This window comes from Undibacterium sp. SXout7W (assembly GCF_049339385.1).
Lineage (GTDB): Bacteria > Pseudomonadota > Gammaproteobacteria > Burkholderiales > Burkholderiaceae_D > Undibacterium.
Map to the genome: position 1 here is coordinate 257,094 of NZ_JBMPPF010000002.1, position 23,195 is coordinate 280,288.

General features: G+C 51.8%; 19 protein-coding genes. 9 read left to right on the forward strand and 10 right to left on the reverse strand.

The window, feature by feature from the left end:
• The first annotated feature begins 4 nt into the window (after nucleotides 1–4).
• Nucleotides 5–1,672: a membrane protein insertase YidC gene (gene yidC / locus ACO0LB_RS03495; RefSeq protein ID WP_423046520.1), complete on the forward strand. Its 1,668-nt coding sequence runs from the start codon at nucleotides 5–7 to the stop codon at nucleotides 1,670–1,672.
• A 227-nt stretch (nucleotides 1,673–1,899) separates the two neighbouring features.
• Nucleotides 1,900–3,297: a tRNA uridine-5-carboxymethylaminomethyl(34) synthesis GTPase MnmE gene (gene mnmE, locus ACO0LB_RS03500; protein WP_423046522.1), complete on the forward strand. Its 1,398-nt coding sequence runs from the start codon at nucleotides 1,900–1,902 to the stop codon at nucleotides 3,295–3,297.
• Between the two features lie 125 nt (nucleotides 3,298–3,422).
• Here the strand turns inward: mnmE and ACO0LB_RS03505 are convergent, their stop codons facing one another.
• Nucleotides 3,423–4,061: a DsbA family protein gene (locus ACO0LB_RS03505; RefSeq protein WP_423046524.1), complete on the reverse strand. Its 639-nt coding sequence runs from the start codon at nucleotides 4,059–4,061 to the stop codon at nucleotides 3,423–3,425.
• A 12-nt stretch (nucleotides 4,062–4,073) separates the two neighbouring features.
• Nucleotides 4,074–4,940 (reverse strand): MBL fold metallo-hydrolase, encoded by an 867-nt coding sequence (locus ACO0LB_RS03510; RefSeq protein ID WP_423046525.1) that lies wholly within the window; start codon nucleotides 4,938–4,940, stop codon nucleotides 4,074–4,076.
• A 120-nt stretch (nucleotides 4,941–5,060) separates the two neighbouring features.
• On the opposite strand from ACO0LB_RS03510, the gene ACO0LB_RS03515 reads away from it, so the two are divergent.
• Nucleotides 5,061–5,951: a LysR family transcriptional regulator gene (locus ACO0LB_RS03515; RefSeq protein WP_423046527.1), complete on the forward strand. Its 891-nt coding sequence runs from the start codon at nucleotides 5,061–5,063 to the stop codon at nucleotides 5,949–5,951.
• Between the two features lie 109 nt (nucleotides 5,952–6,060).
• Here the strand turns inward: ACO0LB_RS03515 and ACO0LB_RS03520 are convergent, their stop codons facing one another.
• Together ACO0LB_RS03520 and ACO0LB_RS03525 are read right to left on the reverse strand one after the other, a co-directional pair.
• Nucleotides 6,061–6,228, reverse strand: coding sequence for a hypothetical protein (locus tag ACO0LB_RS03520; protein ID WP_423046529.1), 168 nt, complete (start codon nucleotides 6,226–6,228; stop codon nucleotides 6,061–6,063).
• Nucleotides 6,229–6,290: 62 nt separating this feature from the next.
• Nucleotides 6,291–8,006: a tannase/feruloyl esterase family alpha/beta hydrolase gene (locus ACO0LB_RS03525; RefSeq protein WP_423046531.1), complete on the reverse strand. Its 1,716-nt coding sequence runs from the start codon at nucleotides 8,004–8,006 to the stop codon at nucleotides 6,291–6,293.
• Between the two features lie 105 nt (nucleotides 8,007–8,111).
• Between ACO0LB_RS03525 and ACO0LB_RS03530 the strand changes: the two genes are divergently transcribed.
• The 3 genes from ACO0LB_RS03530 to ACO0LB_RS03540 all read left to right on the forward strand — a co-directional run bounded on the left by ACO0LB_RS03530 (nucleotide 8,112) and on the right by ACO0LB_RS03540 (nucleotide 10,355).
• On the forward strand, nucleotides 8,112–8,486 hold the full coding sequence (locus ACO0LB_RS03530) for a LysR substrate-binding domain-containing protein (protein WP_423046532.1): 375 nt from the start codon (nucleotides 8,112–8,114) through the stop codon (nucleotides 8,484–8,486).
• Between the two features lie 105 nt (nucleotides 8,487–8,591).
• Nucleotides 8,592–9,362: a class II glutamine amidotransferase gene (locus ACO0LB_RS03535; RefSeq protein WP_423046534.1), complete on the forward strand. Its 771-nt coding sequence runs from the start codon at nucleotides 8,592–8,594 to the stop codon at nucleotides 9,360–9,362.
• A 6-nt stretch (nucleotides 9,363–9,368) separates the two neighbouring features.
• Nucleotides 9,369–10,355, forward strand: coding sequence for a LysR family transcriptional regulator (locus ACO0LB_RS03540; RefSeq protein WP_423046536.1), 987 nt, complete (start codon nucleotides 9,369–9,371; stop codon nucleotides 10,353–10,355).
• 182 nt (nucleotides 10,356–10,537) lie between these two features.
• On the opposite strand, the gene ACO0LB_RS03545 is transcribed toward ACO0LB_RS03540, so the two are convergent.
• From ACO0LB_RS03545 to ACO0LB_RS03560, 4 genes are all read right to left on the reverse strand, one after another.
• The gene (locus tag ACO0LB_RS03545) at nucleotides 10,538–11,707 is read right to left on the reverse strand and encodes a BMP family ABC transporter substrate-binding protein (protein WP_423046538.1); all 1,170 of its coding nucleotides are present in this window, start codon (nucleotides 11,705–11,707) and stop codon (nucleotides 10,538–10,540) included.
• 164 nt (nucleotides 11,708–11,871) lie between these two features.
• Nucleotides 11,872–12,786 (reverse strand): ABC transporter permease, encoded by a 915-nt coding sequence (locus tag ACO0LB_RS03550; RefSeq protein ID WP_423046707.1) that lies wholly within the window; start codon nucleotides 12,784–12,786, stop codon nucleotides 11,872–11,874.
• Nucleotides 12,787–12,792: 6 nt separating this feature from the next.
• Entirely contained in the window at nucleotides 12,793–13,860 is a 1,068-nt protein-coding gene (locus ACO0LB_RS03555) for an ABC transporter permease (RefSeq protein WP_423046540.1), read from the reverse strand.
• Nucleotides 13,853–15,580: an ABC transporter ATP-binding protein gene (locus ACO0LB_RS03560; protein WP_423046542.1), complete on the reverse strand. Its 1,728-nt coding sequence runs from the start codon at nucleotides 15,578–15,580 to the stop codon at nucleotides 13,853–13,855. Before ACO0LB_RS03560 ends, ACO0LB_RS03555 begins: the two co-directional genes overlap by 8 nt.
• A gap of 323 nt (nucleotides 15,581–15,903) precedes the next feature.
• Between ACO0LB_RS03560 and ACO0LB_RS03565 the strand changes: the two genes are divergently transcribed.
• From ACO0LB_RS03565 to ACO0LB_RS03575, 3 genes are all read left to right on the forward strand, one after another.
• Nucleotides 15,904–17,082 carry a serine hydrolase domain-containing protein gene (locus ACO0LB_RS03565; protein ID WP_423046543.1) on the forward strand — a complete coding sequence of 393 codons (1,179 nt, stop codon included), beginning with the start codon at nucleotides 15,904–15,906 and terminating at the stop codon, nucleotides 17,080–17,082.
• A gap of 146 nt (nucleotides 17,083–17,228) precedes the next feature.
• On the forward strand, nucleotides 17,229–18,671 hold the full coding sequence (locus ACO0LB_RS03570) for a metallophosphoesterase family protein (RefSeq protein ID WP_423046545.1): 1,443 nt from the start codon (nucleotides 17,229–17,231) through the stop codon (nucleotides 18,669–18,671).
• Between the two features lie 275 nt (nucleotides 18,672–18,946).
• The gene (locus ACO0LB_RS03575; protein ID WP_423046547.1) at nucleotides 18,947–21,166 is read left to right on the forward strand and encodes a TonB-dependent receptor; all 2,220 of its coding nucleotides are present in this window, start codon (nucleotides 18,947–18,949) and stop codon (nucleotides 21,164–21,166) included.
• 95 nt (nucleotides 21,167–21,261) lie between these two features.
• On the opposite strand, the gene ACO0LB_RS03580 is transcribed toward ACO0LB_RS03575, so the two are convergent.
• Together ACO0LB_RS03580 and ACO0LB_RS03585 are read right to left on the reverse strand one after the other, a co-directional pair.
• On the reverse strand, nucleotides 21,262–21,900 hold the full coding sequence (locus ACO0LB_RS03580; protein ID WP_423046709.1) for an ATP-dependent Clp protease proteolytic subunit: 639 nt from the start codon (nucleotides 21,898–21,900) through the stop codon (nucleotides 21,262–21,264).
• Nucleotides 21,901–21,956: 56 nt separating this feature from the next.
• The gene (locus ACO0LB_RS03585; protein WP_423046711.1) at nucleotides 21,957–23,165 is read right to left on the reverse strand and encodes a M20 aminoacylase family protein; all 1,209 of its coding nucleotides are present in this window, start codon (nucleotides 23,163–23,165) and stop codon (nucleotides 21,957–21,959) included.
• Nucleotides 23,166–23,195: the final 30 nt, after the last annotated feature.

Below are 23,195 nucleotides of genomic sequence, written 5' to 3' on the forward strand. Positions count from 1 at the left end.
CAAAATGGATATCAAACGTACCGTCCTGTGGGTTATTTTTTCCATGTCGCTCTTGCTGTTGTGGGATAACTGGATGCGCCATAACGGCAAGGCATCCATGTTCTTTCCTGCCGCGTCTACTCAGCAGAGTAAAAATGCATCTGCAACTACCGCATCTGTAGCCAGTGCCGCTGGTGCGACTGGTATTGCTAACGGCAGCAGCGCTGCGTTACCAGCTGCCGGCGCAGCAGCAACTGCGATCAAGAGTGAACGCATCACCGTGACCACGGACGTGATCAAGGCCGATATTGATACCATTGGAGGTGAGCTCAAGCGTCTGGAACTGCTCAAGCATAAAGATGGCAGCGATCATACACAAAACGTTGTTTTGTTCAATGAATCGGCGAAGCGTACTTATCTGGCACAGACAGGTTTGCTGGGTGGCGCATTCCCGAATCACAAATCAGGATTTATTGCCAAGCCAGGTGTGCGTACTCTGGGTGATGCGAATCAGGTGCAACTGGTGCTGGAATCCGAGCAGGGCGGCGTAAAGCTGACTAAAACCTATACCTTCAAAAAAGGTGATTACACGATTGATGTCCGTCATGATGTGACGAACAATTCTGGCGCGGCAGTCAAACCTTCTTTGTATTTGCAATTGCTGCATGATGGTACGAAACCTGAAAGCGGTGGTATGTTCTCTGGCAGTGGTGAATTCTATGCGCCAGCGGTCTATACGGATGCAGACAAATTCCAGAAACTGGATTTTGAAAAAATCGAAAAAGGTTCAGACAGTCATGCAAGCAAATCAGATAATGGTTGGGTCGCATTACTGCAGCATTTCTTTGTTTCTGCATTTATTCCACAAGATAAAACACCTCGTGAAATATTCACCAAAAAAGTCGATACCAATCTGTATGCTGTCGGTAACATTTTGCAGGTAGGTACTATTGCCCCAGGTGCAACCGTGACGCTCAATGCACGTTTGTATTCTGGTCCGCAAGAGTCGGCCAAACTGGAGCAAATTGCTCCTGGTCTGGAACTGGTGAAAGACTATGGCGTACTGACGATTCTGGCAAAACCTTTGTTCTGGCTGATGACGCAAATTCATCAGTTGCTCGGCAACTGGGGCTGGACGATCGTGGTCTTCACAATTGCCATCAAATTGGCATTATTCCCGTTGTCCGCTGCTGGTTATCGCAGCATGGCCAAGATGAAAGTAGTGACGCCTAAGATGCAAGCCGTGCGTGAGCGTTATAAAAACGATCCGCAAAAAATGAATCAGGCCATGATGGAGTTGTATAAAACCGAAAAAATCAATCCACTCGGTGGTTGCTTCCCTATCCTGATTCAGATGCCGGTTTTCCTGTCTTTGTACTGGGTATTACAGGCGAGTGTGGAAATGCGTGGCGCACCATGGGTAGGCTGGATTACTGATCTGACTTCGCCTGATCCATGGTATATCCTGCCGGTAATTTATGCGATTTCCATGTACATCACGACCAAGCTCAATCCTGCTCCGGCAGATCCTATGCAGGCCAAGATGATGATGTTCATGCCACTGGCTTTCTCGGTCATGTTCTTCTTCTTCCCATCTGGTCTGGTGTTGTACTGGGTTGTGAATAACGTCTTGTCGATCGCTCAGCAATGGGTGATCAACAACAAGCTTATTCCGCAAGAGCATAAGGCGTAAAAAACGCTGATCCCTTAGAAGCCCGCGCCTGTTGCGCGGGTTTTTTTTCATGTCATATCCTTTCGATCCATTGAAAAAGAGAGGGCACGAAAGCAGCGTCTCATGCGCTGATCGAGCAGCATCTGCAGGACACTCACCACCTTCCCATGTGTACATTGTCGTATTTGTGTCACAGTCGATTTTTTATTTCCGTATTGCTTTTGTCTCAGCACAGATAGAATTTACCTATGATTTATGACCCTATCCCTATCGTTGCCATTGCCACAGCGCCCGGACGCGGTGGTATCGGCGTTGTCCGCATTTCAGGCAAAGACCTGAGCGGTATCGTTACGGCCATGTTTGGTAGTACCAGATTCACGCCAAGGCACGCGAGTTATCTGCCATTTACTCAGCAAGACGGTACCGTGATTGATCAGGGAATTACTCTGTATTTCAAAGCGCCACATTCCTATACAGGAGAAGATGTACTGGAGTTACAAGGTCACGGTGGCCCTGTGGTGATGCAGATGTTATTGGCGCGGTGTCTGGAAGCGGGTAAAGAGTCTGGTTTGCGACTTGCCCAACCGGGGGAGTTCACGCAACGTGCATTTCTGAATGACAAACTAGATTTGGCTCAGGCTGAAGCCGTGTCTGATCTGATCGAAGCATCAACCGAAGCCGCGGCTAAATCGGCATCTCAATCGTTGTCAGGTGCCTTTTCAAAAGTGATCCACGACCTGGTCGATAAAGTGGTGCATTTGCGCATGCTGGTCGAGGCGACGCTGGACTTTCCTGAGGAAGAAATTGATTTTCTGGAAAAATCCAATGCCAGAGGACAGCTCAATACCATACAGACCGCTTTACAAAAAGTATTTGAACAAGCTGCACAAGGTGCATTGCTGCGTCAGGGACTCAATATTGTGCTTGCTGGACAGCCTAATGTGGGCAAATCTTCCTTGCTGAATGCATTGGCCGGTGATGATGTGGCGATCGTTACGCCGATTGCTGGTACGACTCGTGACAAGGTAACAGAAACCATACATATCGAAGGCATACCTCTGAACATTATTGATACTGCAGGTATTCGCGACGATCACGACGAACATGAAACATCCGGTGGAATCGATGCGGTAGAGCGTATAGGGATAGAACGCACCTGGGCAGAAGTAGAAAAAGCGGATGTGATTTTGCATCTGCTCGATGCCAGCCGTGGGCCGACACGCGCCGATGAAGCAATCATTGCACGCTTTCCGACAGGTGTGCCTGTGATTCGCATCTGGAATAAAATTGATCTTTCCGGTCATCATGCCAGTGTGGATAGCACTGAAGAAGCAACGCACATCTATCTGTCTGCACAGGATCATATCGGCATCGATTTGCTGCGTTCTGAATTATTGCGGATTGCTGGCTGGGAACAAACTGGTGAGTCATTATATCTGGCGCGCGAACGCCATCTGATTGCTCTGAAACATGCGCATGAACATTTGCAGCATGCGGCCGACTATGCCGCGCAAAATGATCAGTCGCTGGATTTATTCGCTGAAGAACTGCGCCTGACACAAGATCGCCTCAACAGCATCACTGGTGAATTTACTTCGGACGATTTGCTAGGGGTGATTTTCTCGCGTTTCTGCATAGGAAAGTAGGCAGACAATTGTTGACGGCAGAATGATCGGTAATCACCGTGTTGGGGTAATTTGCTCGGATGCGACGCTAAAAAAGCTGACCAAACGGTCAGCTTTTTTTATGGTGATGAGCGGAATGATTTGCGTCACGCTCCCGCAATGTCGCTGAGCAGGGTATCAAAGCTGGTGTACAGTGCATTACTTCTGAGCAGACGGCTCCCCTGTTCATCGCTGATAATCAACGCCGGTACTCCTTGTACGCCGAAACTGTGCATCATTTCCTGTGCGTTGCGGATACGCGTCCGGTGACGGTCGCGCAGGGCATCGTCGGGTGATGCCAGACTATCTGCAGCACGATTAAAATTGTTATTGCGTAAAACTGTGGTCACGACAGACCAATCGCAGGTGTCCTGTGCGTATAGATAACGGGCTTCCTGTAACAGCCTGAGTGCGTCGAGTTCCCTTTCCGGTGCGCTCATCGCAACCGCGCTGAGCGCCATTGTTGCTGCTGCCGAATCGAACCGGCTACCCGGCTTACCCAGAATGTGCGAGCGGTATTCCGGAGTAAAGCGTTGTCCTGTGAGTTTTTCGATACGCTGATCATTTGACCATGCGTAATCAGCAAACGCCGCATCCATGACGCGTCCGCCGCTGTCCGAAAACAGGCCGGATGGTGCCAGCACCAGAGTGATATCGCTTTGTTCGCTCAGCTTTCCTATCATCGGTGCCGTACCGTAACACCAGCCACACAAGGGATCAAACAAATAGGTGATTGTCGTTTTCATGTTGCTTTCTCCTTACCACTTCATTTCGCCTTTGTTGACCTTGGCGCCGATGTCCAGCGACATACTACCAGCGCTGATTTGAGGATAGGCCTGTTTCATTGCATTGATCAGCTCTGCACTATTGCTGCTGGTCGTGAGTTTTTTCTCAAATGTTTGCAGATAATCTTTAGTGAACGTGATGTTGCTGATATCGATTTTTGTTCCTGATTGCATGTGGCTGGGCACGACGAGCTCAGGTTTCAGCGCTGCCATTTCATCCAGTTGCGCGACCCAGGCGGCACGCTCTGCTGCGGTTTGGGTGTCTGCTGTCCAGACATGCATCTGACCGAAAACACCGATGTTACCGACAATGGCTTTGATGGACGGAATCCAGGTATAAGGACGGTGCGCCAGTACGCCTTGTGTGCCGCGGATCTCAATGGTTTGCCCTTCCAGCGTCAGGGTATTACCTGACAATGCACGCGGTACCACCGGTTTGCGCGGTGCATTGGCGCCCATTTTAGGTCCCCAGAATGCGACTTTACCTGTCAGTTTCGGCATCAGTTTTTCCAGCACAGCCGGAGTCGTTACGACGTCAGCCTGAGGAAATATTTCTTTCAGCGTTTCCACACCAAAGTAGTAATCGGGATCAGCCTGACTGACATAGATGGTCGTCAATTGTTTGCCACTGTCGAGTACATTGGCGGCAATACGCAGTGCGTCTGCGCGGGTAAAGCCGGCGTCAATGACCATCGCATCTTTCTCGCCATACACCAGGGTTGAATTAACGTTAAAACTATTGCCGTCCGCGTTGTACACCTTCACTTGCAGCGGTTGTGCTGCGTGTGCAGAGGTGAAAGCGATGGCGAGAGATGCTGCGACGATGGATGTGCGGATCATGGTGAACTCCTGTTGAGGATTAAAAAACTGCTTTGCAGTACAGGTAGCTACTATAGTTTCAGTATTTGTACAGATAAATACGATAAAGTGCGCATAACTGTTTCATAAAATGAGCTAATGATGGATAGACTGATTGCAATGCAAGTGTTTACCGAGGTGGCAAAGAGTGGCAGTTTTACGGCAACTGCTGACAAGCTCGATATGTCGCGTGCGATGGTCACGCGCTACGTCAGTGAGCTCGAACAATGGCTGGGCGCACGTCTGCTGCAACGGACGACGCGACGCGTGACGCTGACCGATGCGGGTGAAAATTGTTTGCGGCGCAGTGAGCAAATGATGGCGCTGATGGAAAACATGGAAGAAGAAACCGGTAGCCACGAAGGCGAATTGCGCGGGCAGTTGCGTATCACTTGCAGCATGTCATTTGCCTATGCGCAGATCGCAGCAGCCATTGTCGATTTTCTGAAACGCTATCCACAACTCAAAATCGATCTGAACATCAGTGAAGGCGCACTCAATCTGGTTGATGCCCGTATTGATCTGGCGATCCGCATCAGCGCTGAACCTGATCCCAGCCTGATAGGGCGGGTGCTGGCAACGTGCTCTTCGGTTTTGGTTGCGTCTCCCGCGTATCTTCATGCTTACGGTATGCCACAGACACCAGCCGAACTAGCGAACCATCGTGGCCTCAGTTATGCCAATTTTGGTAAAAGCGTGTGGACTCTCAGGCGCGGACAAGAGCAGGTGTCCGTCAGAATCAGCAGCTATTTCAGTGCCAACGAAGCAACCGCATTGTTGCGCGCTGCGCAGGCCGGTGGCGGCATTGCGCTGCAACCTGTTTATCTGGCAAAGCCATATCTGGAAGACGGAAGTCTGCAAGTGGTGCTGCCCGAATGGCAATTGCCGGACATGTCTATCTATGCGCTATACCCGTCACGCAAACATTTGTCGCCAGCAGTAAGGGCGTTACTTGATTTTCTGGTTGAGCGCTTCGCTGTGACTATCTGGTAGCGTGGCTTCAGGTTGATATCACAGTCTGAATATCCATCGCTGGGAAGCATAAATAAGTTCACCTATGTTGAGGTGTGCGGATACCAAATTTTTCTGTTTGCATCATGTATCAATGATTAGGAATGAATTGCAATATCCCGACCGACATCGTATTCAGCTTCACCAATTTGCCACGCATGGCAGCCAGGCCGGGTACCGCACCAATGGAAGCGGCGGCCGGCAAGGATAGAGTAGCCAGCACCAGCAGGACGGCAGAAGCCCATGGACGTGATTTCATGGGCGTCCTTTCTTACGCCAGACCCACCGCGCTCTGATTGTACCGGCCGCGCGTTAGCGAAACTAGCTGCAGCTGAAGTTCGCAGCGTCCTCGATACTGCCGCTGCCCTTATATTTCGCTACCTTCGGGTAAGCGCACAGCGGCCGCGTGCGGTTCGCTGCCCAGGACGACGGCACGTCGGCACTGACGCCACCGCTGTTGCCGGGGCCCCGGACGGAGGCCTGCACAACATCGGGCGCCAGTCCCTTCTCAACCCAGTTGACGAGTGGCGTGAGCATATCGAACTGTTCGGTGGCAGGGCCGCCCGAGCAGTGGTTCATGCCTGGCACCGGGAAGTAGCGGGCAAAGTTCGAGGCGTCGCCGCCATTGGCAGCCCGTACGCTTTCGTACCATGCGGCAGTGTCGTTGCTCGAAAAGATAGGATCGCTGGTGCCGTGGTAAGCCAGCAGCTTGCCACCGCGCTTCTTCACAGCACTCAGATCTGTCCGGTTGGGCGGTGTCATGAACGACATCCCGCTTTCCGTGTAGAGGCCGCTCGTGGCGTTGACCTTGGCTACCATCGATTCGATATTGCCATTGACAAGGAAGTTCTGGGCATCGAAACCGGTGGCGTTTTCTGGCGGCGATTGCCAGATCAGGCCAATGGCCCCGGCATTGCGCTGGGTCGGCATATTGAATTTCCAGGAAGCCCAGCCGGCTGTCGCCAAGCCTGCGTCATACGGGAAACTGGTATAGACCAAATTACCAGATTCGGTTGTGGCACCCGTAAACAAACTGCCAATGGCGGTCTTTTGCGCCGGGCTCAGGCAGGTACCGTCGCGCGCGCCGGAGCAGACCGGAACGTCGCGCTCAAAGTTGAAGGCAGCCTGGCAGGCGGCGACGTCCTGTACCAGACCGTCCTTGACACCATCGAGGCTGTCACACTTGGCCAGCACGGCGTTTGACACCAGCGCGCGCTCGGCGAGCGTGAAGCCTGTGGATAGGTCGCCCGGCGTAGTCGCGAGTTTGTTGTAGAGTTTGGCGCCAGCCAGATTGGCGATGGACGCCAGCGGCAACCGGATGCCCGGATCGCCGACCAGGAAGCCGTCATACAGTTCGGCGTAGCGCGCAGCGGCCACCAGGGTATGACGCCCACCGTTGGAGCAGCCCCCTATGTACGAGCGGTCGGGCTCCTTGCCATAGGTGGATTTGATGAAGGACTTAGCCATTGGCGTCAGCTTACCGACGGCCTGGTAGCCGTAGTCGAGCCGCGCCTGTGGATCGATGCCGAAAGTGGGGTTTTGCGCGTCGCTGTGTCCGGCGTCCGAACTGATGACAGCGAAGCCTTGGTTCAGCGCATGATCGAGTGGGCCACCGCCGCCCACTGGGCCGGTAGCGGCGAGAACGACCCCGTCCGTGCCGCCGTTGGCCTGATAAAAGAAGCGCCCGTTCCAGTTGAGGGGGAGCCGCATTTCGAAACCGATCGCGTAGCGCTGGCCGTCCACCGGACTGACGCGCTGGAACATCTGGCCGATGACCTGGCAATGTCTCGGCACTGCCTTGCCCGCCACGGTCTGCGCACCGGCGGCGATGTCGTTCACCGCCGTGACGGTGGTATCCGGATAGGTCAGGCGTCCGACCAGACTGGCGCAGGTCGCCAAGTTGGCGCCCGTCGCCGCTGTCAGTTGCGGCAACAGTGGCGTGGTCGTTACGGTTTGCGTGCTATCGCTTCCGCCGCAAGCGGTGAGCAGCAGTGCACTGACGGCAGCAGCCGTCCCGGTCAGTTGCAGACCTTTCATGTTGTGTCTCCTATTTGTTGTTGTAGGTTGTTGTGAGCCAGTGCATGCGGAAACGTGCCGCGTTGCACTGGCCTAAGTTGGACTATACACATACAAGTATATTTTGTGCATAAAAATATTAATGAGCATAAAAATATATTTACGCATAATATTGGTGGTGTGCGTGTAATCGGCCGCACGGTGCCCAGGCGGGGAAGCCGCATCGGTGGCATACCGGCTGTGGATAGGCCGCGTGGCGGCCGGCGCACTCCGAGCAGCCATAGCGTGGCGCGGGTGGCGACCACTCGGCTCGACTGTCCGCAATCTGTTTATCTGGCCAAACCACATCTGGAGGACGACAGCCTGCAAGTGGTGCTGCCCGAATGGCAATTGCCCGACATGTCTATCTATGCGTTGTACCCATCACGCAAACATTTGTCGCCAGCGGTACGGGCGTTACTTGATTTTCTGGTTGAGCGTTTTGCTGTGACTATCTGGTAGCACGGCTTCAGATTGGCAATCACAGTCTGAATATCCATCGCTGGGAAGCATAAATAAGTTCGCCTATGTTAAGGTGTGGGGATACCAAATTTTTCTGTTTGCATCATGTGTCAATTATTAGGAATGAACTGCAATACCCCGACCGACATCGTGTTCAGTTTCACGGGTTTTGCCACGCGGGGTGGTTTGACGGATGAGCATAGGGATGGCTGGGGGATTGCATTCTTTGAAGGAAACGGTGTCCGTCATTTTGTCGATCATCAACCTGCCATTTCGTCGCCTGTTGCTGAGCTGATCAAGAGTTTTCCGATCAAGTCAAAAAATGTGATTGCGCATATCCGCAAGGCGACACAAGGCCCCGTGATTCTGGAAAACTGTCATCCATTTGTCAGGGAATGCTGGGGGCGATATTGGGTTTTTGCGCACAATGGCGATCTGAAAGACTTTGCACCGGTGCTGGATGGCGCTTACCATCCGGTGGGAACCACAGACAGTGAGCAGGCTTTTTGCTATCTGCTGCAGGAAATGCGTCGCCGTTTTGGCGATACCCTGCCGGCGATGTCTGAACTGACAGCATTTATGCGTGAGATGACGGCAGAAATTGCCAGCTATGGAACCTTCAATATGCTGCTATCCAACGGTGAGGCGTTGTTTACACATTGCTCCACTAACCTGTATTACATCGTGCGCCAGCATCCGTTTGCGACTGCTGCGTTATCCGATGACGAAGTGGCAGTGGATTTTTCTGAGCTGACGACACCCAAAGACAAAGTGGCCGTGATCGTCACTGCACCGCTGACCAAGAATGAGTGCTGGACACAGTTTAAAACCGGTGAGTTGAAAGTGTTTGTTGATGGCGACCTTTTGCCAGATTAATGAACAATGAACAAGCCATCTTTGGTGGAACAGCTGGATGCCTACTTGTTACGGGTGCTGCATACCTTGTTGACAGAGCGCAGCGTCACTCGTACGGCGATCCGGTTGGGGCAATCGCAACCGGCGATCAGCAATACCCTGAAACGCTTGCGCGACATTACTGGCGATGCCATTCTGGTACGCGGCAAAAATGGTATGACTGCCACTGCACGCGGGGAAGAGTTGCTGAAGTTGGCGGCAGAGGGTTTGCAGATACTGGAGCAGATTGCCAGCCCTGCACCAGCATTTGTACCGGCATCCAGTCAACGCGTGTTTCATCTGGGAGCACCAGATTATCTGAGTCCGTCGCTGATTCCTCTGGTCATGGAAAAAATCCGCATTCAGGCACCACAGGCGGGTCTGGTGGTGCATGCGCTGACCGCAGGATTTGACTATGCTGCGGCGCTGGAACTAGGAGAGCTGGATTGTGTGATCGGCAATTGGCCAGAGCAGTTGCCTCACTTGCATCTGGCACCATTGTTTGACGATGAACTGGTCTGTATGCTGAATCGTCAGCACCCAGTCATCAACAAAGGTTTGTCGCTGCGATATTATCTGGACATGCCGCATCTGGCACCGACGCCTTATATGGCGGGGCATCGCAGTATTATCGATGTCGCACTGGAGGCGCAGGGACTTAAGCGGCATATCCAGATGACCGTGCCCTATTTTGGGATGGTGCCTTATATCCTGTCACGCACAGATCTGATCTTTACCACCAGTCGTAGTTTTGCAATCGCCTGCGCGAAAGACTGGCCACTGGCCATCTTACCGGTGCCTGTCCATATGCCGAAAATGCAGTTTTTTATGCTTTGGCACCAGCGGGCACATGCGGCGGCAGATGTTCAGTGGCTGCGTGGCATCATTGCTGAAACTTCGACTCAGGTGCTCGCATCAGCGCCGAATGGCATTGCTGGCGTTGTCACCGATGCTCATGCGCCACCTCATTGCTGAAACAGGTTATCGGGACTGAGGCAAAACCATCCCAGCGACGGGATGGATTCTTGCTGTAGCAACTACAAGCGCCAAAGCTGGCAGTGCCGTCGCCTCCATACTTTACCGGGATCATGTTGCGTCAGTCCTGCTGATAAAAAACGCGAAACCGACGCTGCGTTCGCGTTTTTATCGATCTGCTATTAGCCAGGCATTTTTCCTTCAACACCTTCTACGTAAAACTGAATATTACGTAGGAAAACATCGTCAGCCACAGCGTCTTTGGCGAGCACTTCGTTACCCGAATTGTCTTTGATGGGGCCTTTCCAGATCGGCATACTGCCATCGATGACACCCTGACGTTTTTCTGCTACCAGTTTTTTAACATCCTCAGGCAACGCGGCATTGAAGGCCTTCAGGTCGATCATGTTTTCTTTCAGACCCCACCAACTGGTTTCTGATTTCCAACTGCCATTCAGCACTTCTGCCACTCTTTGCGTGTAATACACGCCCCAGTCGATGACAGACGCGGCGATATGCGCCTTGGTGCCAAATTTGCTCATGTCGCTGTCCCAGCCGAATGCGTAGACGCCTTTTTCTTCTGCGGTCTGCACGACAGCAGCAGAATCTGTATTTTGCATCAACACATCTACGCCCTGACCAATCAGGGTGGTTGCCGCTTCACGTTCCTGACCGGGATCAAACCATTTATTGATCCAGACCACTTTGGTAGTGGCTTTGGCATTGACCGACCGCGCACCCAGCGTGAAGGCGTTAATGTTGCGCAGGACTTCTGGAATCGGTACCGAAGCGACAACGCCGAGTTTGCCGGATTTACTCATTTTTCCCGCTGCTATCCCTGCAAGATAAGCGCCTTCATAAGTACGGGCATCGTATTGCGCCAGATTACCTGCTGTTTTAAAGCCGGTAGCATGTTCAAAGCGGACATCAGGAAAATCCTTTGCGACTTTCAGCATGGCTTCCATGTAGCCAAATGTCGTGCCGAAAATCAGTTTGTTCCCCTGATTCGCCAGATCACGAATAACCCGTTCGGCATCTGCCGCGCTTTCCGGAATACTTTCGATGAAGGTAGTTTTTACCTTATCGCCAAATTTTGCCTCCACTGCCTTACGGCCAGCATCGTGGGAGTAGCTCCAGCCAGCATCGCCAACAGGGCCAACATAGATGAACGCAACTTTGAGAGGGCCAGCTGCGCCCACTGAGGCAACTGATCCGGCAGCTGCAGGGCTTGTCGGTTGAGATTCTTCTTTTTGACCACAACCCGCGAGGCTGCTGATGGTTGCGAAGCCAGTCAGGTGGGCCATCGCCAGCGACAGGCTGGCAGTCAGTGTTTTGCGACGAGAAATAGACATGCTCGACATCCTTCGATAAGCAAATAAATAGTGAGAATTATGCAACGTTGTTTCAACGGTGGTATAGCGGTATAGCGTACTGGTGATGCGTTCAGTGCTACTTTTCCGCTATACCTTGTCGGATTGTTATTGCATGTATCGGATAGCAATCAGTTATGTCTGACTCAGCCCGGGCGGAATGGTTTGCCCAGCGAGGCCGGCATGTTCAGCCGTATCCAGTCCGGGTTACGCGAGATCAGTACGAGTACAACGATAGTTGCAATATACGGCAGCATCGACAAAATTTGTGACGGAATCGTGATTCCAATCGCCTGAAAATGAAATTGCAAAATGGTCACGCTGCCAAATAATAAGGCACCGAGCAGGACGCGCGCCGGGCGCCAGGTAGCGAAGGTAGTCAGTGCCAGTGCGATCCAGCCGCGTCCCGCCACCAGTCCTTCCACCCACATCGGTGTGTAGACGACTGACAGATAAGCACCCGCCAGACCACAGCAAGCGCCGCTGAACAATAAGGCAAGATAGCGGATTCTGATGACCGGATAGCCAAGCGCATGGGCCGATTCTGGTGATTCTCCAACAGCGCGCAAGACTAGTCCGGCGCGGCTGCGATACAGAAACCAGACCAGGCCAGCACATAGCAACCAGCTGACATACACCATCCCGTGATGATCAAACAAGGCTTTGCCCAGCACTGGCAGATCGCTGAGGAACGGTATTCCGTGTGCGTTGCTGGTCAATGACTGCCCGACAAATGATTGCCCGATAAATGCGGACAGACCACCGCCAAAGATAGACAGCGCAAGTCCCGTGGCAACCTGATTGGTATTCAGCACCAGCACAAACCAGGCAAACAGACTGGCCATGAGCATTCCTGCAACAGCACCAGCCAGCATGCCCAGAAAAGGCATATGCGTCTGATGGGCGACGGCAAAGCCGACGATGGCAGATACCAGCATCATGCCTTCGGCACCGAGATTGAGAACGCCTGCCCGTTCATTGATCAGCAGACCGAGCGCAGCGATCAGTAACGGAGTTCCAGAGTTGATTGAGGCCGCAGCCAGAGTGGCAAAATTTTCCAGCATGGCTTAGTTCTTCCAACGCAGACGGTAATGGATCAAAGTATCGCAGGCCAGCAGCATGAACAGCAACATGCCCTGAAACAGGCCTGTGATCGCAGATGGCAGACCAAGGCGGGATTGTGCCATTTCACCTCCCAGATAAAACAACGACAGAATCAAGCCGCCGAATATGCATCCGACTGGATGCAGTCGTCCGATAAAGGCAACAATGATGGCGGCAAAGCCATAGCCGGGTGAAATAGAGGGCAACACTTGTCCTATCGGCCCGGTCACTTCAAAAGCGCCTGCCAGTCCAGCGAAGCCGCCAGAAATCAGCAGGGATGCCCACAATGCCTTGCGACTCGAAAATCCGGCATATCTGGCTGCCAGCGGCGCCAGACCGCCCACTGTCAGACGATAACCGGCAATGCTGCGGAAAATGAACACGGTCATGCAGGCACTGGCGATCAGCATGACGATCAAGCCGATATGGAGGCGACTTCCATGAAACAGGTGCGGCAACAAGAAATCACTGGAAAACACTTTCGACTGAGGAAAGTTCATGCCATGCGGGTCTTTCAGTGGACCGCTGACAGCGTACATCAGCAATAACTGTGCGATATAAGTCAGCATCAGCGACACCAGAATTTCATTGGCATAAAAGCGATCACGCAGCCAGGCAGTGATGGATGCCCAGCATGCGCCGCCGGTTACACCCGCCAGTGTTGCCAGCCAGAGCACACTGCTACCGGATAAAGCCGGATGTGCTGTATCGAACAATAAAACGGTACTGCCCGCTGCCAGTCCGCCGGCAATTAACTGACCTTCCGCACCGATGTTCCAGACATTGGCGCGATAGCAGACGGACAGACCAAGGGCGCACAATACCAGTGGCGTGGTCTTCAACAACAGTTCTGCAATAGCCGCAGTGTTACGTACTGGTTCAATTAACAATACCTGTAATCCGGTGACTGGATTTTTACCCAATGCGATGAACAGTAATCCACCGAAAAAAATCGTCAGCAGCAATGCCAGCACTGGTGACAGATACGCCATGCTACGTGATGAGGCCGTCCTTAATTCGAGTTTAAACATGATCTGTCTCTGATTTTTTAACGCTTCGCTGGGATACGGTTTGTGCCGTCGTCCACGCGTCCCACAAGCCACTCATCCACAAACCGATTTGTTCACGAGTTGCGCTGGTGGTGGCGACCGACGGAGATAAACGACCTTTGGCCATCACATACATGCGATCACACAAGCTGAATAATTCATCCAGTTCTTCAGAAATCACCAGTACCGCACAACCAGCGGCGCGCAGTTGCCGGATTTCCGCATGGATCTGCGCTGCAGCCCCCACATCTACGCCCCAGGTTGGTTGGGCGACGATGAAGACATCGGGTTGGCGCATGATTTCGCGTCCGACAATGAATTTTTGCAGATTGCCACCGGACAAACTGCGTGCGATTGCCGACGGCCCGGAAGCCTTGACGCCGAACCGGCTGATGATCTCTGCTGCTGCCTGTCGGATTTGTGCAAAATTGATCATGCCATGACGTACAAACGGCGTTTCCTGATGCGATAGCAGCATGTTATCCGCCAGACTCAGCTCTGGCACGGCACCGCGTCCCAGTCTTTCTTCCGGCACCAGACTTTGTCCCAGCGCGCGTCTGGCCTCCGGACCCGATTGTCCTACGGCACGACCTTTCAGCAGGATCATTTGTGCAGCGGTACGCTGATCTTCGCCGGATAACGCGGCCAGTAATTCTTGCTGACCATTGCCGGAAACTCCTGCAATACCGACAATTTCGCCGCCAAACAGCTCCATATCGATATCAATCAACGTGGTACCAAAGGCATGTGCTTTGGGCAGATTCAGGCGTTGTAAGCGTAAGCGCGACTCGCCCAGCGCTACGTTGCCGGTCAATGGGTTCTCAGCGCTGCTTGTTACTGCATTGCTGACGTTTGTTGTATTCGTTACGTTGGTTGCATGTGCCGTTTTTGTGGGCAATGCTGTTCCTATCATCATGCGCGACAGGCTTTCTGCGGTTTCCTGCGCCGGGCTGCAATGCCCAGTGACTTTACCAGCACGCATGACGGTGGCTGAATTGCAGAGTTCGCGGATTTCGTCCAGTTTGTGGCTGATATACAAAATACTGCAACCTTCTGCTGCGATTTTGCGCAAGGTGACAAATAGCGACTGTACTGCCTGTGGCGTCAGTACCGATGTGGGTTCATCGAGGATCAGCAATTGTGGATGGGTTAGCAGCGCGCGCACAATTTCTACTCGTTGTCTTTCGCCGACGGACAGCGTATGTACATGCCGGTGTGGCTCAAGCTCCAGACCGTAATTGTCCCCGGTCTGGCGAATTTGCTCCGCCAGCGCCTGCATATCCACCTTGGTATCCAGGCCAAGTGCGATATTTTCTGTGACTGTCAGCGTGTCAAACAGGGAAAAATGCTGAAATACCATCGCAATACCCATCTGGCGTGCCACTTGTGGCGTCGTGATGTGAATGTCCTGCCCATTCCAGCGCAACTGGCCGGAATCCGGGCGTACAGCACCGACAATGATTTTCATCAGGGTGGATTTGCCAGCGCCGTTTTCGCCCAGTACCGCATGAATTTCGCCGGGTGCGACACGCAGGTGGACATGGTCGTTCGCGATTACCGCAGGGTAGCTTTTGCAGATGTCTGTCAATTCCAGTCGTGCAGGGACGGATGCAGCAACAGAGGTCACGTTTTTTTCCAATACAGGTGGAGCGAAAATGAAACCGCAGTGCACGAGGTCGGTGGCTGCGGTGAGCAGGAGCATCGCCGTATTGCTTTGCTCTCTGCAAGAAGCCCCTATTATAAATGCCTTGAAGGCTCATCAGGTTCCTCAGTTTTAGCCTGTTCATCATAGCTAAGAGCCAAAATCACAGACCGCCATAACAGCCTGGTCTGGTCGGGGTAAGATGTTGGTTTTTTATTTCATCTCCTTTTTATTTCAGAACTGACGCAAAGCCGCCCCAGCGGCGTGTGGCTCCGTGTTGTACAAAGCTCCGTACTAGACCGTACTGCTTTCGTTGCCATACCTTGCTGTGACATTGTTGCACCAGTCCTCTATTTTTTTCTTTTACAGAACCCTGACAGAACATGCGCGATCAATTCAATGAAGTTAATCTGGCAATGCAAAAATATGTGGATAAGGAAATCCTCGCAGGTGTTTCGACGGCTGTATTGCATGGGCAGACGCTGGTACATCAGCATTGCACAGGCTGGGCAGACAAGGAAAACCAGATTGCCTTGCGCGAAGATCATTTATTCAGAGTATTTTCCAATACCAAACTCATTACTTCGATAGCGATTTTGCAATTGATGGAGGCAGGAAAATTAAGCCTCGATGATGCGGTCGAACATTACTTGCCACAACTGGGGCAGCGTCAGGTGTTGCTGCCCAATGCCAGCAGCCTTGACGACACCGAACCTGCACGTTCTTCCATTACGTTGCGCCAACTACTGAATCACAGCTCAGGTCTGAGTTATGGCCTGCTCGATCATGGCAGCATGATGTACAAGGCGTATAACGAGCGTCGTGTTTTGAATGCATTTCAGACGCTGGCAGAAATGATCGACGTGCTGGAAACATTACCGCTGAGTTTTCATCCCGGAGAAAGCTGGCAATATTCCATTGCCACCGATGTATTGTCGCGCGTGGTCGAAGTGGTCAGCGGTCTGAATTTTGATCAATATATACAGCTACGGATTTTCAATCCATTAGGCATGGACGACACAGGCTTTGTCGTGCCTGAACAAAAGCTGTCCAGATTGACAGCCTATTACGGTGGTGCTGATCCACAAAATATTTTGCAACGTGGTTTGCGCAGACTGGATAAATCACCTTATCCCGGCGCATTTGTCACGCCGGTAGCACGTCTTTCCGGTGGCGGCGGTCTGGTCTCGAGCCTGCATGACATGCTGGCGCTGATGCGTAGCCTGATGCCGGATGGCGACCATATTCTGAAGCCGGAAACCATGCAACTGATGATGCAAAATCATTTGCCTGATGGCATGAGTATTGGTTTTCCGGGCATCGGCGATGTGCCGGGCAAGGGGTTTGGACTGGGTGGCGCAGTGACCCTGCAAGCGTCTTCTATTGATCCCCCTGGCTCCGCCGGTGAATTTGAATGGGGAGGTATTGCCGGAACACACTGGTGGATTTCTCCGCGTCACAATATCGCGGGTATTCTGATGACGCAAAAACTGATGAGCTTCTGGCATCCGTTTTCTTTCGACTTTAAACGTCTGGCCTATCAAGCCATGGGTATCCGCTGAGTCTATGCAATTTCAATGATGGTTGCGCCTCATCTGCGCTTGATCGACCTCTCGCTTGTCATGGCGACAGGAAGGAGATTTCATCTTCCCGACATGATCAGCAGATATCATGATGTCATGCGTCCTGACTAATTTTGGAGAACTGAATGAAGGTAAATCTGAGTAGTAATATGTCTCATCGCTGGCTGACACTATCCGGTATTCTTTGTGCCGGGCTATTGTCTGCCTGTAGCAGTGTCCCTGTGCAATCCGGCAAAGCGGCAGCGCAATTGCAGACTGCCTGGGTGGTGATGGGTGAACAAGGGCAGGCAGTTGCCCGCGCGGTGACGACAGATGCTGTCTGCCCCGCTATTTCTCAGGATGGTGTGACGCAACTGATGTCAGTCAGAGCACCGGCCGAAGTACTGGCCCAACGTAAAACGGCGAGTAAGCCGGATGATTCCAAGGCATCGGCTTTTCCCGTATTGACATGTGAGGCCACGATTGCGCCGGCAACTCGCATCGCCAGTATCGTCGGACGTGAATTACCGTTACCGAAAGCTGTTGCGCAAAAGATCGTCGTGATTGGCGATACGGGCTGCCGTATGAAGCTGGCGGATAATTATTTTCAGTCTTGCAATGACAGCGAAAAATGGGCTTTCCGCCAAATGGTAGAAACTGCCGCCAAATTCCAACCAGATCTGGTGGTGCATGTTGGTGATTATCACTATCGTGAAAATGCCTGTCCTGATGGTAATCCTGCCTGTGGCGGAAGCCCCTGGGGTTATGGCTGGGATACCTGGCAGGCAGATTTTTTCTCACCGGCGAATGCTTTATTGAAAGCGGCTCCGTGGGTGGTGGTCAGGGGAAATCACGAATCCTGCCTGCGCGCCGGACAAGGCTGGTGGCGTCTGATGGATCCGCGTCCTTTGGTGAGTGGACGTGATTGCAATCTGGAACAGAACGATCAGGCGGGCGATTACAGCGCTCCATATGCTATACCTTTGGGCAAGGTCGGGAGTGAGCAGGCGCAACTGATTGTGTTTGATTCTTCCAAAGTCCCGAATAAAGTGCTGGCAAAAACAGATCGTGCTTATCAGGTGTACATGGAACAATTCAACACAGTGAATCAACTTGCTGAACAGGCCGACTTTAATATTTTCATGAACCACCATCCTATATTGGGGTTTGCGGTTGAAAAGAAAAAAAACGGTGAGCTTGCCACATATCCGGGGAACGCTGCATTGCAGGACGTGATGCAACAAATTAATCCTACTCGTTTGTTCCCTTCCAAAGTGCAGGCAGTCTTGTCAGGCCACGTGCATTTATTCGAGGCGCTGACTTTTTCTACAGATCACCCGACGCAATTCGTGTCAGGCAATGGCGGTTCGTCACTGGACATGATGTTGCCGACACCTTTGCCAGCAGGCGCGACACCGTTTTCCGCCGCTAAACTCGAGCATTTCAGTAATTCGAATGACGTAGGGTTTATGACGATGGAGCGTGAACTGCAGGGCTGGAAAATTCAGGCTTGGAACAAGCAGGGCAAACAGATTGCTGATTGCCGCATGCAAAACAAGAAAACCAATTGTACTCAGCTGGCACCTTGATGATGGTTCTGACGTTCTGATCTGTGCCGTGTTTCAGGAAGGAACAAAAACACAAATAGAACGTATGGGCTGAGTGCATCAATACAATACACAAACCGAACGTACAAACAGAACGCACAAACAGAACAGCGAAGCAAGCGCAAATCAGCCTTGCTTCGCTTTTTTTTAAAGTGTTGTTGTGTCATCGAATTGTCATCATCGATTCATTTTCCTGTCATACCGGCTTCCTACAATCGTGGGCTTTCTACCCACCAAATTACCCGGAAGGCACGACAATGGATCGCAAGAAGCAGCAATTCGCCAGACAATTGATGTCAGCGCATGTTTTAATGGCTCTGACACTGATGGCTCATCAGCATGTACATGCGCAGACTGTACAGACGACTGCAGAAACTGAAACAGTCTCTTCTTCCGCACTGGATGCAGAAGCGATCAAATCCAAAGTTGTGATTACCGGATCTGCTGTTGCCAACCGCGCACCCGTGTTGACTTCACTCAAAGCAACGCAGCCACAATCCATTATTACTGCAACATTCATTGAGCAATCCGTGACGCCACTGGCAGACTTTAATGCCGTGGCACGTATCGCACCAAGTATCGGCTCCGGCGTTTCTGCAAATGGTCCTGGCCTTGCTGAAACAAAAGTGACCCTGCGCGGTTTTCAGGATGGCGAATACAATATGACGTATGACGGTATTCCTTTTGGCGATACCAATAATCCTACGCACCACTCCACATCGTATTTCCCAGCCCGTATCATCGGCGGTATGGTGATAGAACGTGGTCCGGGCAATGCCAGCAATCTGGGACAAGCTACTTTTGGTGGCTCTATCAATTTGTTTTCCAAGGAATTGTCTAACGAATTCAATTTCACACCGTATGCGACTTTCGGCTCCTGGAACACGAGAATGTATGGCGCAGAAATTGATAGCGGAACGCTCGCCAATTTCGGCGACACTCGTTTCATGTTCAACGCATCGCGTCTGACAACGGATGGCTACCTGACATACAGCGGCGTGACAGAAGACAATTACCAGTTCAAGCTGCAACGTCCTTTAGGTAAAGACACAACGATCACGGTGTTTTCTACCTATAACAAAATCAATAGTTTTATTCCTGATAAAGCAGGCGTGACGTTGAGCCAGGTAGCGCAATTCGGTAAAAATTATTCTCTGAATAATGATCCGACCAGCCAGAACTATTTTGGCTACAACTACAACAATAAAACGACCGATTTCGAATACATCCGCCTGCAATCAAAATTGTCCGGCTGGGATATCGACAATACGTTATATACGTATTCCTACAACAACGACACCTACTCTGGTCAGGATGCCAGCGGTGCTACAGCGAACGGTACAAAATCCGGCGTGACTGGTAACAAAAATGTTCCGGGCTACAACAAGCTCAATGCGTATCGCGTCAATGGCGATATTTTCAAGGCAACGAACAAGCTGGAATCAGGTCTGTTGCGCGTGGGTGTCTGGCTGGAAAGTTCCAATACCAATCGCCATACCTATGATCTGGACTGGACACTTGGCGTGCCTAATCCTAAAGAAGCGACAGCACCAAAAAATGTCTCTTACGATCAGCGTTCTTCATGGAAGCAGTATCAGCCATTCGTTGAATTCGAATGGGCACCGGTGGCAAATCTGACGATCACACCAGGCTTGAAATACATGAATTTCCAGCGTTCACTGGATGCGACAGTCAATCAGACAACCCGTATCGCCACAACAGCGGATCAGACTTACACATCAACATTGCCGTTCCTGACAGTCAACTACAGCATCAACAAGGAATGGTCTGCTTATGCACAAGTAGCAAAAGGTTTCCTGGTGCCTGATCTGTCCATGTTCTATGTGAACAACCCGACACTGGCAACACCAAAACCACAAACCTCCACTAACTACCAGTTGGGCGCGGTGCATCATTCCAGAAATCTGACACTGGATGCGGATATCTACTACATTGATTTCAATGACAAGATCGCTTCTACTGGCACCGGTAATGATCTGGTGTATTACAACCAGGGCGGTGTGATTTATAAAGGTATCGAAGCGGCTGCTACTTACTACATCGGTTCTGGTTTCTCTGTTCACGCCAATGCGTCTCTGAACAGCGCGAAAACAAAAGACACTAATCTGCAAGTCGCAAAAGCACCTGAATCGACTTCTGCATTGGGTCTGTTGTACAAAGCCAATGGTCTGTATGGTTCTCTGATCGCAAAAACGACAGGAACTCAGTACGCCAAAGACGGTGAACCAGCAGCGTATAAACTTCCGTCTTACACCACGACGGATTTCACGCTTGGTTATCGCTGGAAACTGGCTGGCAATATGTTGAAAAACATCAAAACCCAGATCGGCATCAACAACCTGTTTGACAAACAAGACGTGACTTCTATTTCTGCGAATAGCAAAGGCGCGGCATTTGATCAATATACATTTATACCAGCCCGTAGCTGGAATCTGTCTCTGAGCGCAGATTTCTGACGATTCTCAGTTTGACGACACAAAAAATGGCATGCTATAAGGCATGCCATTTTTTTCTGAAATCGTGACAGTCTGGATTAGTCCCGGACAATCTATCAGGCAATATCCGACTGTTTGATGATGATGCGGGAAATCAGGCCGTATTCTTGCGCTTCTTCGGCACTCATCCAGTAGTCACGGTCGATATCGTTCGTCACGCGTTCCAGACTCTGGCCTGATTCGCGGGCGATCAATGCCGAAATACGCTCGCGTACCTTGACGATTTCGCGTGCCTGAATCGCAATGTCCGTCGCCTGACCGCCGCAGCCACCACTTGGCTGATGGATCAGGAAACGTGTATTGGGCAGGCAGACGCGGCGTTCGGCAGGAACGGACAGAAAAACGCTGACCGCTGCACTACCGACCCAGCCTGTACCGACCATATTGACCGGAACGTCGATGAATTTGATCATGTCATGAATCACGTCGCCGGATTCGACATGGCCGCCTGGTGACGATACCAGTACGGTGATGGGGTCTTTGGATTCCGCTGCCAGCGCGATCAGGCGCTTGCTGACATCGGCTGCCAACTTGTCATTGATCGTGCCAAACACCAGTACGGTCCGGGATTTAAAGGCTTTCTCTTCGAGAAAAGGGCTGCGTTGCGCGTCGTTGTTGTCTTTATCGTCTGCCATGAGAAGGTCTTTATGGTTGGTTTGGTTGTGCGTAAGAACGTGAACACGTTCTAAGTCCAGTAGTTCTTCACGCAATCAGAACATATGCGGATGAGCATGATATCTTGATTGCTGGGCTACATGGCTGCTGTATCGGATTTTTTCAAGTAAGTTTCTGCCAGTGTGACCCAGTAAGTAGCACCCACAGGTAACAAATCATCATTGAAGTCATAGCTGGGATTGTGCAGATTGCATGGACCCAGACCATGGCCACGATCGCGATGGTCGCCGTCGCCATTGCCCAGAAACGCGTAGCAGCCCGGCTTGTCCTGCAGCATGAACGCAAAATCTTCTGCGCCCATCGTTGGTTCTACATGATCGTTGACCCGGTCTGCGCCGACCACTGCGCGCATGACTTCAGCGGCAAAAGCGGTTTCTCTGGCATGGTTAATCAGTGGCGGGTAATTACGTTTAAACGTAAATTCGATCTCGGCATCAAATGCCAGTGCCGTATGCTCGGCAATCTGGCGCATGCGTTTTTCTATCAGGTCGATCATGTCTGTGCTGAAGGCGCGTACCGTCCCTATCATGGTGGCATCATCGGGAATCACATTGGTCGCGCTGCCGGAATGAATTTGCGTGACAGATAAGACGGCGGCTTCCAGCGGACTGGCGTTGCGACTGACGATGGTTTGCCAGCTTTGTGCAATCTGTATCGCCACGATGATAGGGTCTATCCCTTTATGTGGCTGCGCTGCATGCGCGCCCTTGCCTTTGACCACGACTTCAAATTCATTCGATGATGCCATCATCGGCCCGCTGGTCACGCCAAATGTGCCCGCCGCCACGCCCGGCCAGTTATGCATGCCAAATACGGCGTCCATAGGATAATCCCTGAACAGCCCATCTTCTATCATGCGTCGGGCACCGGCACCACCTTCTTCGGCGGGCTGGAAAATCAGATAGACCGTGCCATCAAATTCTTTGTGCTGAGATAAATACCAGGCAGCACCCAACAGCATGGCGGTGTGGCCGTCATGTCCACAGGCATGCATTTTCCCTGCATGTTGGGAAGTGTGGGCAAACGTATTGATTTCTTGCATCGGCAAGGCATCCATATCGGCCCGCAGACCGATTGCACGCGGGCTGGTACCATGCCTGATGATGCCGAGCACGCCAGTGCCGCCTAAGCCGCGTACCACCGGAATTCCCCACTCTTGCAGCTTGTGGGCAATCACGTCCGATGTGCGGTGTTCTTCGTAACAAAGTTCGGGATGTGCGTGGATGTCACGCCGGATTTGCTGAATATCAGCGTGGAATTGGATAATAGGATCGATCAGTTTCATACAAGTCTCCGGATGCGCTTCATTGCTGGC